The 13506-nt window shown below is 67.5% G+C and carries 12 protein-coding genes; 9 read left to right on the top strand and 3 right to left on the bottom strand.

Annotation, left to right across the window (positions count from 1 at the left end):
- Nucleotide 1 precedes the first annotated feature (1 nt).
- From ACSQ25_RS16145 to ACSQ25_RS16135, 3 genes are all read right to left on the bottom strand, one after another.
- Nucleotides 2-1204 (bottom strand): substrate-binding domain-containing protein, encoded by a 1203-nt coding sequence (locus ACSQ25_RS16145; protein WP_436106689.1) that lies wholly within the window; start codon nucleotides 1202-1204, stop codon nucleotides 2-4.
- A gap of 21 nt (nucleotides 1205-1225) precedes the next feature.
- Nucleotides 1226-2101, bottom strand: coding sequence for an alpha/beta fold hydrolase (locus ACSQ25_RS16140; protein ID WP_436106688.1), 876 nt, complete (start codon nucleotides 2099-2101; stop codon nucleotides 1226-1228).
- A gap of 119 nt (nucleotides 2102-2220) precedes the next feature.
- Nucleotides 2221-4509, bottom strand: a complete 2289-nt coding sequence (locus ACSQ25_RS16135) for a TonB-dependent receptor (RefSeq protein WP_436106687.1) — start codon at nucleotides 4507-4509, stop codon at nucleotides 2221-2223.
- Between the two features lie 271 nt (nucleotides 4510-4780).
- Here ACSQ25_RS16135 and ACSQ25_RS16130 point away from each other — a divergent pair, with 271 nt between their 5' ends.
- The 9 genes from ACSQ25_RS16130 (at nucleotide 4781) to mdcB (ending at nucleotide 13505) form a co-directional block, all read left to right on the top strand.
- The gene (locus ACSQ25_RS16130; RefSeq protein ID WP_436106686.1) at nucleotides 4781-5710 is read left to right on the top strand and encodes a LysR family transcriptional regulator; all 930 of its coding nucleotides are present in this window, start codon (nucleotides 4781-4783) and stop codon (nucleotides 5708-5710) included.
- Nucleotides 5707-6621 carry a LysR family transcriptional regulator gene (locus ACSQ25_RS16125; RefSeq protein ID WP_436106685.1) on the top strand — a complete coding sequence of 305 codons (915 nt, stop codon included), beginning with the start codon at nucleotides 5707-5709 and terminating at the stop codon, nucleotides 6619-6621. Before ACSQ25_RS16130 ends, ACSQ25_RS16125 begins: the two co-directional genes overlap by 4 nt.
- A gap of 223 nt (nucleotides 6622-6844) precedes the next feature.
- Nucleotides 6845-8278, top strand: a complete 1434-nt coding sequence (locus ACSQ25_RS16120; RefSeq protein WP_436106684.1) for an SLC13 family permease — start codon at nucleotides 6845-6847, stop codon at nucleotides 8276-8278.
- Nucleotides 8279-8294: 16 nt separating this feature from the next.
- Nucleotides 8295-9962 (top strand): malonate decarboxylase subunit alpha, encoded by a 1668-nt coding sequence (mdcA, locus tag ACSQ25_RS16115; protein ID WP_436106683.1) that lies wholly within the window; start codon nucleotides 8295-8297, stop codon nucleotides 9960-9962.
- Nucleotides 9963-9970: 8 nt separating this feature from the next.
- Nucleotides 9971-10285 (top strand): malonate decarboxylase acyl carrier protein, encoded by a 315-nt coding sequence (gene mdcC / locus ACSQ25_RS16110; protein ID WP_436106682.1) that lies wholly within the window; start codon nucleotides 9971-9973, stop codon nucleotides 10283-10285.
- Nucleotides 10282-11190: a biotin-independent malonate decarboxylase subunit beta gene (locus tag ACSQ25_RS16105; RefSeq protein ID WP_436106681.1), complete on the top strand. Its 909-nt coding sequence runs from the start codon at nucleotides 10282-10284 to the stop codon at nucleotides 11188-11190. Before mdcC ends, ACSQ25_RS16105 begins: the two co-directional genes overlap by 4 nt.
- On the top strand, nucleotides 11190-11906 hold the full coding sequence (locus ACSQ25_RS16100) for a biotin-independent malonate decarboxylase subunit gamma (protein WP_436106680.1): 717 nt from the start codon (nucleotides 11190-11192) through the stop codon (nucleotides 11904-11906). The genes ACSQ25_RS16105 and ACSQ25_RS16100 overlap by 1 nt, the downstream gene beginning before the upstream one ends.
- The gene (mdcG, locus tag ACSQ25_RS16095; RefSeq protein WP_436106679.1) at nucleotides 11890-12600 is read left to right on the top strand and encodes a malonate decarboxylase holo-[acyl-carrier-protein] synthase; all 711 of its coding nucleotides are present in this window, start codon (nucleotides 11890-11892) and stop codon (nucleotides 12598-12600) included. The genes ACSQ25_RS16100 and mdcG overlap by 17 nt, the downstream gene beginning before the upstream one ends.
- The gene (mdcB, locus tag ACSQ25_RS16090; protein WP_436106678.1) at nucleotides 12588-13505 is read left to right on the top strand and encodes a triphosphoribosyl-dephospho-CoA synthase MdcB; all 918 of its coding nucleotides are present in this window, start codon (nucleotides 12588-12590) and stop codon (nucleotides 13503-13505) included. Before mdcG ends, mdcB begins: the two co-directional genes overlap by 13 nt.
- The last annotated feature ends 1 nt before the right edge of the window (nucleotide 13506 follow it).

Raw genomic sequence — 13506 nt, 5'->3', positions numbered from 1 at the left:
GTCAGCGCTTGTTCCGCACCGGCAGCGGCAGTTCGGATGCCGGGATCTCGCGCACCAGCTCCAGCAGGTCCCACTCGTGCTTCTGGTCCTTCTTGATGCGGAAGTGGTACATCGGCTGGATCGCCTGGTGGTCTTCCTTGCGGAAGTTCATCCGGCCTTTCGGGGTGTCGAAGGACAGGCCCTCCATTGCCGCCACCAGCTCGTCGCCGTTCTTTGCATTCGGGGCCTTGCTCAGGGCCGCGTGCACCGCGCCCGCCGCCGCCATGCCGCCGGCGGTGAACATATCGGGCGGCATCTTGAAGCGCTTGGTGTGCTCGGCCACCAGCCAGTCGTTCATCTTGTTCTTCGGGAAGGCGTAGTAATAATAGATCGTGCCTTCGGTGCCGGCGAAGTTCTTCCAGGTCTTCATCACCGGCAGGATGTTGCCGCCGGGAGCCAGCGCGATGCCGAAGCGCTCCGGCTTCATGTCGGCGATCTTGTTCATCGGATTCGGCCCGGCCCAGACGATCTGCAGCACGCGCGGCTGCGGCTTGTCCTTCAGCTTGTCGAACAGGCGCTGGGCCGGCGCGGTGAAGTCGGTGGTGGTGGCGGGGGCATATTCTTCGTGCACGACCACCGCCTTGCTGCCGGTGGTCTTGAGCGCCTCCTTGCCGGCTTCGATGGCGTCGCGGCCGAAGGCGTAGTCCTGGGCCAGGAAGCCCACGCTGCCGCTCTTGAAGGTGCTGGCGGCGGCCAGCGCGTCCTGCATCGAGCTGCGCGCGGTGCGGAAGATGTACTTGTTCCATTTTTCCTGGGTGATCGCGTCGGCCACGGCTGGCTCGACGATCAGCACCTTCTTGTATTCCTTCGCCACCGGCAGCATGGCGATGGCCGAGCCGGACGAGGTGGTGCCGACCGCGATGTCGACCTTGTCGTCGCCGTAGGCTTCGGCCAGCAGGGTGCGGCTCAGGTCGGGCTTGGACTGGTCGTCCTTGACGATGACCTTGATTTTCCGGCCATTGATCTGCATGGTGCCGCCGGTGAGGTATTCGAGACCCATCATGAAGCCGGTCTCGGTTTCCTTGGCGTAGGCTTCGAGCGCGCCGGTCTTGCCGGCGATGAGGGCGATCTTCAGGTCCTTGCCCTGTGCGTACACGGTGGGCGCGGCGCTGACGGCGAAGGCCGCGACGATCGCCACGGCCAGGGGCTTGATCAGGTGGTTCATGGTGGTCTCCTTGTGTTTCTCTTACGGTAGCTTGGACAGGAACTGTCGAATTGCGTCCAGCGCTTCCGGCTCGGTGAGCATGGGCGCATGGCCGACGTTCGGCACTTCCGCGTAATGCAATTCCGGTGCTGCCTTGCGCATCCAGTCGGCCTGTTCCTGCTCGACCAGGTCGGACAGCGCGCCGCGCACCAGCAGGGTAGGGCGGCGCCGCGCCAGCCGGCGGAAGGCCATGCGCGCGGCCAGCGAAGTCGGACGCAGTTTCCCGGTCTGGATCGCGGTCGCGATATTCGGATCGTAACGCAGCGCCAGCTGCCCGTCATCCTTCAGTTCAAACGCGCGGCGCGCCCACTTGCCCCATTCGTCATCCGAATTGGCGGGGAAGGCGCAGGCGTTGATGTCGCGCAGGTAGCTGGCCGCTTCGTCCCAGGAGCCGACCGCGTTGCAGCGGCCCGCATAGCCCGCGATACGTTGCAGGCCGCGCACCGACATCACGGGGCCGATGTCGTTGAGGATGGCGGCGGCAACCAGGTCGAGCCGGCGCGCCGCCAGGGTCATGGTGATCAGGCCGCCCATCGAGGTGCCGACGAAGACCGCGCGCGCCAGCCCCAGCTCGTCCATCAGCCTGACGATGTCGCCGGCGTAGACGTTCGGGTTGTAGTTGTCCGGATTCGGGTCGCGCGCCGAGTGGCCGCGGCCGCGCACGTCGACCGCGATGGTGCGCCGGCCCATGGCGGCCAGGGTCGGGGCCAGTTCGTCGAAGTCGGCGGAATTGCGTGTCAGGCCGTGGATGCAGATGACCGGCAGCCGCGCTCCGGCCGCGGGATCGGCCGGATAGTCGCGCGCGTACAGCGCCAGCCCGTCGCTGCTGGTGTAGCTGATTGGTGTGTAGTTAGACACGCTGGCATGTATCCTGTGAGTCGTTCGGTTCGGCCGCAGCCGTTCGTAGGGCAGCACCCCTCCAGGCCGGCGCCGCGGGGGCGCCGGCCTGGAACTGCTGCCGGGTGCTTCGTGGGTGCTTAGAAGCGGTACTCGAGCGTTGCCGAGACCTGGCGTGGGTTGCCGTAGAACGCGGTCAGGGTGCCTTCGTTGCCCAGGGTCGGGAACAGGTAGCCGCCGGTCTTGTAGTGCTTGTCGCCCAGGTTCTTGCCGTGCAGGCCGACGCGGATCCTGCCGTCGGTACGGGTCCAGACGATGCTCGCGTCATACAGCTTGTACGATTCCTGATCCAGCAGCGACGCGGTTTCGAACTGCGCGGTCGCGCCCTTGTACGAGGCACTGCCGATCAGCGAGAGCTTGCCGCCATGGCCCATCACCGGCATCGGGATGTCGTAGTTGAAGCGCAGGTTGGCCGAGTTCTTCGGGGTGTTCTGGAAGCGACGCTGGCCTGCCAGGTTCACGCCCGCCGCGAAGTACTCCTTGTACTCGGCATCGATGTAGCTGTACATACCAGCGACCATGAAGTTCGGGCTCAGGTTGGCGATGGCTTCCAGTTCGGCGCCCTTGATCTTGGCCTTGCCGGCATTGGTGGTCACGCCGGCGAAGCTGTCGTCCTTGCCGTCGCCATTGGTGTCGATCGCCACCGAGCCCGGGATCTGCACGTCCTGGTAGTCGCTGTAGAACACCGCCGCGTTGGTGGTGATGCGGCCGCCGTTGAAGGCCGACTTCAGGCCCAGTTCGTAGGTCTCGATGATTTCCGGCTCATAGCCGCGCTGCGCGACCGCCAGCGGGATGCGGCTGCCGACCATGTTCAGGCGCGGTTCGAAGCCGCCGCCCTTGAAGCCTTCGGAGTAGGACGCGTACACGTTGTGGTCCGAGTTCAGCTTGTAGTTGACGGCCACGCGCGGGGTGAACTTCTTGTCCTTGCGCTTCAGCAGGCCGCCACGCAGGTCGGTATCGGTGCGGAACAGGACGGCGCCCGGGTTGCCCAGGCCCGGCGAACCGTTCAGGCCGAGGTAGATCTGGCGCAGCACTTCGGCCTCGCGCTCGTCGACGGTGTAGCGGCCGCCCAGCGAGACGCTGAAGGCGTCGGTGACGCTGTAGCTGCCGTCGGCGTAGATGGCCCAGGCCTTGGTGTCGATGTCGCCCATCGTAAAGGTCGAGGTCGGGACCGCGCCGCCGAGGATGGTGTCGAACTTGTTGAAGGCGTTGGCATCGATGTAGTAGATGCCGGCCACGCCCTGCAGGCGATCGCCCGAGTAGGTGAGATTGAATTCCTGGCTGAACTGCTTGTTGGTGTACAGGGCCGGCACGTGCATGTCGGTCACGCCCAGCGAGTCGAAGTCGATCGGCGCGTAGGACTTGTCCTTGCGCGAGGCCGTGATCGATTTCACCGACCATTCGTTGTTGAGGGTGTATTCGATGGTGGCCGAGACGCCGTGCGCCTTGACTTCCTGGTCCTGGCCCAGCGCCTGCATCAGGTTGGCGCGGGTGTCGAAGACCTTGCTCAGGATTGGCGCGCCGCTGGTGCGGCCGACGATCAGGCGGTGGCCGTTCTTCGGGCTGGAATCGTCCTGGGTGATGTCGCCGGCGATGCGGATGAACAGGTCCTGGGTCGGGGTGAACTCGGCCGACAGGCGCGCCGCGGTGACATCCTTGTCGTAGTTCTCGCCGCCGGTGGTGAGGTTCTTGCCGAAGCCGTCGCGCTTGAAGCGGGCGAAGGTGCCGCCGATGCGGGCGGTTTCCGAGATCGGGGTGCTGGCGGTGGCGACGATTTCCTTCTGGCCGTATTCGCCGATGGTGGCGCGCAGGCGTGCCTCGGTCTGCGGCGCCAGCTTGCGGGTGACGTACTTGACGGCGCCGCCGATGGTGTTGCGGCCGTACAGGGTGCCCTGCGGGCCGCGCAGCACTTCGATGCGTTCGACGTCGTAGATGTCGGCCACCGCGGCTTGCGGGCGGGCCAGGTAGATGTCGTCGACGTAGATGCCGACGCCCGATTCGAAGCCGGCCAGCGGGTCGGCCTGGCCGACGCCGCGGATGAAGGCGGTCAGGGTCGAGTTGGTGGCGCGCGAGGCCTTGAGGGTGGTGTTCGGCAGGGCGACGGCGAGGGCGGTAATGTCCGGCACGGCCGCTTTCGACAGCTGGTCGGCGCTGAAGGCGGTGACCGAGACCGGCACGTCCTGCAGGGTTTCCTCGCGGCGGCGGGCGGTCACGACCACCTTGTTGACGCCTTCTTCGGCATTCGCCACCGGCGGAGCGCCGGTCGCTTCCTGGGCGTAGGCCACGTTACCACCCGACAGGACGAGCAGGGCCACGGCCGACTGGATTGCAGGGTTCAGCAGTTTCAGTTTGTTCTTGGTCAAACGCATTCTTGTCTCCTAATTTTTGGTAGCGGCCTGCGTTCAGGTTTTCGCATGGTCAGCAGTGTGCCTCGGTTAAGTTTGGTTAGATAGTCAACAATCGCCCACCCCTTTGTGCAAAAATGCACAGCTTGCTGCACTGCCGCTGTGCGTGTCCTGACGGGGGAGGAAAGTGGCAATGCACCGTTTGTGCGCTGCCGCATTGAAAAAGCTTCAAATGATTGCAGGGGGAATGTGCACTGGTGCACAATATGTGATCTTGATATTGAACAATGCCCCGATGAATACGCTGCCCGAGTGGACCGACCTGCGTTTCTTCCTGGAGCTGGCGCGCGCCGGCACCCTGTCGGGCGCTTCGCGCCGGCTGGAAGTGGAGCACACGACCGTGGCGCGCCGCATCGACCGCCTCGAGGCGCAGCTCGGCTCGACCCTGTTCGACCGTTCGCGCGAAGGCTATGAACTGACCGAGGTCGGGCAGGCACTGCTGCCGCATGCCGAGGCGATGGAGGGCGCGGCGCTGGCCGCGGCCGAGCAGATCGGCGGGGCCGAGGTCGCCGCGCACGGCGTGGTGCGGCTCGGCGTGCCGGAAGTGTTCGGGGTGCGGGTGGTGGCGCCGCTGCTGGCCACGCTGCTGGAGCAGAACCCCGACCTCTCGATCGACCTGCTGGCCCTGCCCAGCTTCGCCAACCTGGCCAACCGCGAGGCCGATCTCGGCGTCACCATGGACGCCCCGACCACCGGCCGCTACATGGTGACCCGGCTGGCCTCCTTCCACTTCTACCTGTATGCTTCGCCGGACTACCTGGCCAGGCGCCCGCCGATCCGCACCCAGGCCGACCTGGCCGGCCATGACTTCGTCGATTACGTCCAGGACCGGCTGGCCAGCCGCGAGCTGTCCTACCTGAACGAACTGGGCTTCACGCCGCGCCGGCGCATGTGCTGCTCGGGCATGACCGCCCAGCTCGAGGCAGCCTCGCTGGGCATGGGTTTGATGATGGCTCCGCCGTATGCGGTGCCGGACAATGGCCGGCTGGTGCGGGTGCTGCCCGGCTTCCAGGCCGAGCGCGCCTTCTGGCTGGCGGCGCCGACCGACCTGTACCGGCTGCGGCGGGTCAAGATCGTGTGGGACCTGCTGCGCGAATGCGCGGAAAGCCACCCCGACCTGTTCGTGCAGGGCGACACCATGCAAGCAGTCCGGAGGCTGGCATGATCAACCGCATCAGCGACGACATCACTTTCCGCAAGCTCGAGATCCTGCTCGCCTATATGGAAGGCGGCAACCTGAACGCGGCCGCGCGCATGCTCGACATCAGCGCGGTGAGCGTGCACCGGGCCCTGCATTCGCTGGAAGAGGCGATGAGCTGCCAGCTGTTCAGCCTGCAGGGGCGCAACCTGATCCCGAACGAGGCGGCCCAGGTGCTGGCCGGCGTCAGCCGCGACGTGATCCGGCTGATGGCGGACGGGATCGCCGCCACCCGCTCGGCGGCCGGCTATTCGGCCGACCACCTCAAGATCGGCTCGCTGTATTCGCTGACCACCGGGATCATCCCGAACGTCATCATCGGCATCAAGCTGCGCAAGCAGGAACTCGAGACCGAACTGGTGCTCGGCTCGAACGACGACCTGCTGCACAAGCTCAAGCAGAATGCGATCGACGCCGCCCTGATCGCCGTGCCCGACCCGGATCCGGACGTCGAATCGATCCCGCTGTTCGAGGACGAGGTGTTCTTCGCCGCGCCGAGCGGTTCGCCTTATGCCGGCATGAGCGAGGTCGACCTGCGCGAGTGCGCCAATGAAAAATTCGTCTGCCTGCGCGACGGTTTCGTCACCTTCAGCGGCTTCCAGGAAGCCTTCCGCATCGCCGGCTTCGCGCCCAGCATCGTGACCCGGGTGGGCGACATCTTCTCGCTGATGAACCTGGTGGCGGCGGGCATCGGCTACACCCTGCTGCCGGGCCGGGTGCGCGATGCCTTCGGCGACAAGGTGCAGCTGATCCCCCTGAAGCCCGACTACCGCATGCGCCAGACCATCGGCCTGAGCTTCCTGCGCGTGCGCGAACGCGACCCGAATTTGCTGGCCCTTGCCGCCGTATGCCGCATGCTCAAGCACGGGCCCGCTTGAGCCCCGATGGTTTACGTTTACCGCGAATAGTTCCGCTGAAAGTAAACATCGCACGGCGAGCCTAATTGATCGCATCCGGATTCAGGGCTACCTTTACGTCTCACACTACATAATAAAAGAGCATGCCCGGCACGGCGGTCCACCGGCGGCAGGGCATGCATTCGGAGACGTATCACCAGCGGTTCCGCTCCAAGCCGGAGCCGCGCCTTGAAGGAGCAAGCCCGTGTCCTCTCACATGATCGCAATCTGCGTACTGGCCTTGATGTTCGTCCTGGCCACCGCGCTGCCCATCAACATGGGCGTCATCGCCTTCGTCGGCGCCTTCCTCGTCGGCTCTGTCGTCGCCGGCATGCAGGCCAAGGCCATCATGGCCGGTTTTCCCGCCGAACTGTTCCTGACCCTGGTCGGGATCACCTTCCTGTTTGCCCAGGCCCAGAACAACGGCACCATCGACTGGCTGGTCCGGCTCGCGGTGCGCGGCGTGGGCGGGCGCATCGCCGCCATTCCGTGGGTGATGTTCGCCATCACCGCGCTGCTGACCTCGGTCGGCGCGGTCAGCCCGGCGGCGGTGGCGATCATCGCCCCGATCGCGCTCGGCTTCGCCGCCAAGTACAACATCAATCCCCTGATGATGGGGATGATGGTGGTCCACGGCGCCCAGGGCGGCGGCTTCTCGCCGATCAGCATCTACGGCGGCATCACCAACAAGGTGGTGCTGGAGGCCGGGCTGCCGATCTCCCCACTGACCACCGCCTTCACCAGCCTGGGCGTCAACCTGGCCGTCTCGGCGCTGCTGTTCTTCGCCTTCGGCGGCATGAAGCTGATGCGCCAGCATGCGCCGAAATCGGGCTCCTTCGAGGGCATGCCGGTACCGCCCTTCGGTGCCCAGGTGGCGGTCGCGGCACAGGGTCCGCAAATCTATGGCGATGCCGAGAACGAAGCGGCCAGCGAAGAGCGGCTGACCGCCCAGCGCTCCAGTGCCGCGCTGAACGGAACCGGCGCCGCCGGGGGCGCGGTGGGGGCGGGCGCGGTTGCGGGCCTGCCCAAGACCGGTCTGAACGAAGGCCCGACCTTCCACCAGGTCTTCACCGTGGTCGGCCTGATCGCCCTGGCCGTGCTGACCCTGCTGTACAAGCTCGACATCGGCTTCGTCGCCATCAGTATCGGCCTCCTGATCTCGATCCTGTCGCCGCAGGTGCAGAAGCGCGCCATCGGCCAGGTGTCCTGGCCCGAGATCATGCTGATCGTCGGCGTCAGCACCTATGTCGGCGTGATGCAGAAGATGGGCACCATCACCTGGGTCGGCGATAGCGTCGCCAGCCTGAGCTCGCCGCTGATGGTGGCCTTGCTGCTGCTGTTCGTGGGCGCCATCGTGTCGGCCTTCGCTTCCTCGACGGCGGTGCTGGGCTCCCTGATCCCGCTGGCCGTGCCTTTCCTGGCCTCCGGCACCGGCGTCGACCCGATCGGCTTCATCGCCGCGATGGCGGTCGCGTCCACCATCGTCGACGTCAGCCCGTTCTCGACCAATGGCGCGCTGGTGCTGGCCAGTGCCCAGCACATCGACCGCGACGTATTCCTGCGCCAGTTGATGATCTATGGCGGTATCGTCACCCTGGTCGCGCCGGTCGTGGTGTGGCTGCTGTTCGTGGTGATGTAAGTTTCAAGGAGAAGACATGAATGAAGTCGAAGGCCGCTGGAGCACCCAGCAACGCAACCGCGGCGAGCGCCTGGCACGCGCCCAGGCGGCGCTCGGCCCGGCCCTGAACGGCAAGGTAGTGGCGGCGACGCACATCGTCGAACTGCTGCACGCGGTGCTGGAACCGGGCGACCGGGTCTGCCTGGAAGGGAACAACCAGAAGCAGGCCGATTTCCTCGGCAAGGCCCTCACCAGGCTCGACCCGAGCCGCGTGAACAATCTGCACATGCTGCTGTCGGTGCTGTCGCTGCCCGAGCACCTCGACGTGTTCGAGAAGGGCATCGGATCGCGCCTCGACTTCTCCTTCTCCGGGCCGCAGGCCGGGCGCCTGGCCAAGCTGGCCCAGTCGGGCAAGCTGAACATCGGGGCGATCCACACCTACCTGGAGCTGTTCGCACGCTACTTCGTCGACCTGACCCCGCGCGTGGCGCTGGTGGCGGCCGAGATGGCCGACCGCGAGGGCAATTTGTACACCGGCCCGAACACCGAGGACACGCCCGCCATCGTCGAGGCCACCGCCTTCAAGAGCGGCATCGTGATCGCCCAGGTCAACCAGGTGGTCGACAAGCTGCCGCGGGTCGACATCCCGTCCGGCTGGGTCGAGTACGTGGTGCAGTCGCCCACGCCGTACTACATCGAGCCGCTGTTCACGCGCGACCCGGCCCAGATCTCCGAGATCCAGGTGCTCATGGCGATGATGGCGATCAAGGGCATCTATGCGGAATACGAAGTCGAGCGCCTGAACCACGGCATCGGCTTCGACACCGCCGCCATCGAACTGCTGCTGCCGACCTATGCCGCCTCGCTCGGCCTGAAGGGCAAGATCGCCCGCCACTGGGCGCTGAATCCGCACCCGGCCCTGATCCCGGCGATCGAGGCCGGTTTCGTCGAGTCCGTGCATTCCTTCGGCTCCGAGCTGGGCATGGAGAACTACATCCGCGCCCGTCCCGACGTCTTCTTCGTCGGCCCGGACGGCTCGATGCGCAGCAACCGCGCCTTCTCCCAGGCCGCCGGCCACTATGCCTGCGACATGTTCATCGGCTCGACCCTGCAGATCGATTTGCAGGGCAACTCCTCGACCGCGACCCTGGGCCGCATCTCCGGCTTCGGCGGCGCGCCGAACATGGGCGCCGATGCGCGTGGACGGCGTCACCCGAGCGCGGCCTGGCTCAAGGCCGGCCGCCAGGCGCGCGAAGGGCGCAACACCATCCCGCGCGGACAGAAGCTGGTGGTGCAGATGGTCGAGACCTTCCGCGAACACATGGCGCCGGCCTTCGTCGAACGGCTGGACGCCTGGCAGCTGGCCGAGCAGGCCGGCATGGCGATCCCGCCGGTGATGATCTACGGCGACGACGTCACCCACATCCTCACCGAAGAGGGCATCGCCAACCTGCTGCTGTGCCGCAGCGACGAAGAGCGCGAACAGGCGATCCGCGGCGTGGCCGGCTATACGCCGGTGGGCATGGGCCGCGACAAGCGCATGGTGGAGAACCTGCGCGACCGCGGCGTCATCCGCCGCGCCGAAGACCTCGGCATCGACAAGCGCATGGCCACGCGCGACCTGCTGGCCGCCAAGAACATGAAAGGCCTGGTGCGCGCATCCGGCGGGCTGTACGATCCGCCGAAACGCTTCAGGAACTGGTAAGGAGTCCTATGGAAACGCTTCAATACAGGTTCGAGGGGGGCACCCGGCCCCTGGCCGGCATGCCCCAGCTGGTCGGCGTGGTCGGCTCGGGCAACCTCGAGATCCTGATCGAGCCGGCGCAACTGAACGGCGCCTGCGACATCGAAGTCCGCACCGCCGCCGTCGGCTTCGGCGCCACCTGGCAGGCCGTGATGGCCGACTTCCATCAGCGCTGGAGCCTGGCGGACGCGCGCATCTGCATCAACGACATGGGCGCCACGCCGGCCGTGGTCAGCCTGCGCCTCGACCAGGCGGTCGAGTCGCTGACGGGAGGATTGCCATGAGCAGCTACCAGGAACTGACGGCGCGCCAGCGCATTCCGGCCATCTTCGATGCCGGCAGCTTCGAGGAATTCCTGCCGCCCAGTGCCCGCATCGCCAGCCCGCACCTGGCCCAGCTCGACGCGCCGGTGTCCTTCGACGACGGCGTGGTCGTCGGGCGCGCCCGCCTGGACGGGCGGCTGGTGTTCGGTGCGGCCCAGGAGGGCGGCTTCATGGGCGGCGCGGTGGGCGAAGTGCACGGCGCCAAGCTGGTCGGCATGCTGCGGCGCGCGGTCGATGAACAGGCCGATGCGGTGCTGCTGCTGCTCGAATCGGGCGGGGTGCGCCTGCACGAGGCGAATGCCGGCCTGATCGCGGTGTCGGAAGTGATGCGCGCCATGCTGGACGCGCGCGAAGCCGGCATCCCGGTGGTGGCGATCGTCGGCGGCGCCAACGGCTGCTTCGGCGGCATGGGCATCTCGGCGCGCTGCGCCAACACGGTGATCATGTCGGAAGAGGGGCGGTTGGCGATGTCCGGCCCCGAAGTGATCGAGACCGCCAGCGGCGTCGAAGAATTCGACTCGCGCGACCGCGCCCTCGTCTGGCGCACCACCGGCGGCAAGCACCGCTACCTGATGGGCGACTGCCAGGTGCTGGTGCCCGACGACACGGCGGCCTTCCGCGCCGCCGCCATCCAGGCGATCGACGCGATCAGCACTTCAGGTGCACAGCTGACACTCGAGGACCTGCTGGCCGAACAGGACATGCTGGCGCGCCGCATTGACCTCGCCGAGGACTTGGCCGAACCGGTCGAGATCTGGACCAAGCTCGGCATTCCTGACGCAGCCAGCGTGCCGATGCTCGACGCCGACGCCTTCCTGGAACTGGCGGCGCGGCACCGCATGGAACAGCGCAAGGGAGAACGATGATGGAATGGCAGACACTGGCAGCGCAGCTGTTCCCGGGTGGTTTCGAGATCGGCGAGCGCGACAATTTCCTGTCCGGCAGTGCCCAGGTCGCGGGCCGGACGGTCGACGTGATCGGCACCACCGGCCACGTCCCGATCGGCATCGAGATCGCGCTGGCCCAGGCCCGGGCGATCCTCAAGACGGTGCAGGACCATCCGGGCCGCCCGATCCTGATCCTGGTCGACACGGTCGGCCAGCGCCTGCGCCACCGCGACGAGATGTTGGGCATCAACAGCTACATGGCCCATCTCGGCAAGTGCGTCGACCTGGCGCGGCGCAAGGGACATACCGTGGTCGGCCTGGTGTACGACCAGGCCCTGTCGGGCGGCTTCATCACCAGCGGCCTGATCGCCAGCGCCTGCTTCGCACTGCCGCAGGCGACGATCCGCGTGATGGGCCTGCCGGCGATGGCGCGCATCACCAAGGTGCCGGAGGAGCGCCTGACTGAGCTGGCCAAGGACAACCCGGTGTTCGCGCCGGGGCCGGAGAACTACCTGCGCATGGGCGGCCTGCACGGCATCTGGGAGCAGGATCTCGCGGGCGAGCTGGCGCGCGCGCTCGAGGCCAGCCCGGTGGAGGACCTGCGCATGGCGCTGGGCCGCGAACGCGGCGGGCGCCTGATGGCGCAGCCGGTCGCGGAAGCGGTCAGGACGGGCAGCCATGTTCGCCCGGCATGATCTGGTCTGGCTGAGCAGCCGCGGCTGGGAGCGGGTGCGCGCCGCCGCGCCGCTGGAAGCGGTCGACGCGCTCGACCTGTGGCGCGACGGCGGCTGGCCGGCGGTCGTTCGGCGCGCGGAGACCGATCTCCTGCCTGGCGAGGTGGCGGTCGGCTTCGCGCTGCCGCCGCGCCGCAGCGCGGCCGGTGCGAGAGTAAATGGAGAAGGCAAGGGCGGCAAACTGCGGGTCGGATGCCGCGTCGACCTGTCCGACGTCACGCGCCGCACCCGTGCCTTGCCGCTGGTGGGCGCACTCGATGCGGTGCCGCCGGAATGGCATGAAGCGCTGGCGGCGCTCGAACGCGAGGCCGCCGCAGCCGGCATCGGACTGGCCGTGTATGGCTCCGTGGCGCTGGAGGCGCTCACCGGCCAGCCCTACCTGACGCCGGCATCGGACATCGACCTGCTGCTGCAACCCCTGAGCCGCGCGCAGCTGATGGCGGGCCTGGATCTGCTGGCCCGGCATGCGGCCGTGCTGCCGCTCGACGGTGAAGTGGTGTTCGCGGACGGGCGTGCCGTGGCCTGGAAAGAACTGCGCGCCGCCTTCGACAGCGCGGCGGGTACCCGGGTGCTGGCGAAGGGCCTGGAGCGCATCGCCCTGGTCACGCCGGACGAACTGATTGCGACGCTGGAGGGACAGGCATGGCTGAACTGACTGCATTGCGCCCGGCTGTGCGCCCAGGCAGGCGCCAGGCCCCGGCCCAGGCGGCATCCGTGCCTGCTGCCGACATGCCGTTCTGCCGCCAGCTGGCCCGTCTCGCGGTGCGCAGCCTGTATGCGGAACTGGTGCTGTACCCGAAGCCGGGGCTGGTGTCGCTGGTCGACAACGGCAGCCATGCGGACATGGATGCGGCCACCTTCATGCGCAGCATGTTCGCGCTGCGCCGCTACTTCTTCGACATCGCCCGCGCCGGCATGGAGGACGCGCCTTTCCACGTGCTCAAGGGCCTGGGCATCGACGCGGAAGCGCGGATGATGCGCGCCACGGGCGGCATCAATACCCACCGCGGCGCCATCTTCTGCCTCGGCCTGCTGTGTGCGGCGATCGGCCGCTGCCGGGCCAAGGGAACTGTCTTGCGGCCTGCCGCGATCCAGGCCACCTTATTGATTTGCTGGGGCCGGGAGCTCGGCGCGCACAGCGGCGACGTGGACGTGCAGTCGCACGGCACGGAAGCACGCGAGCGCTATGCCGCCAGCGGCGCGCGCGAGGAAGGCGCGCGCGGCTTCCCGTCCGTGTTCGGCATCGGCCTGCCGGCCCTGCGCCGCGCCCTGGCGGCAGGCCTCGGCCTGCGCCGCGCCCGCATCGATGCGCTGTTCGCCCTGATGGCCCACATCAGCGACACCAACGTCTACCACCGCGGCGGCCCTGAAGGCGCGCAGGCAGTGCGGCGCCAGGCACGCGCCTTCATTGCGCGCGGCGGCAGCGCGGCGCCTGACTGGGAGGAGCGCGCGCTGGCCTGCCACCGCAGCTTTGTCGCGGCGCGCCTGTCGCCGGGCGGCGCGGCCGACCTGCTGGGCGCCGTGTGCCTGCTGCAGTCGGTGTGCGGAGGGCTGGAATAGC

This window comes from Massilia sp. LjRoot122 (assembly GCF_964252725.1).
Classification (GTDB): Bacteria; Pseudomonadota; Gammaproteobacteria; order Burkholderiales; family Burkholderiaceae_D; genus Telluria.
The sequence above is the reverse complement of the archived record's forward strand: the minus strand, read 5'-3'. Positions and strand labels throughout refer to the sequence as shown.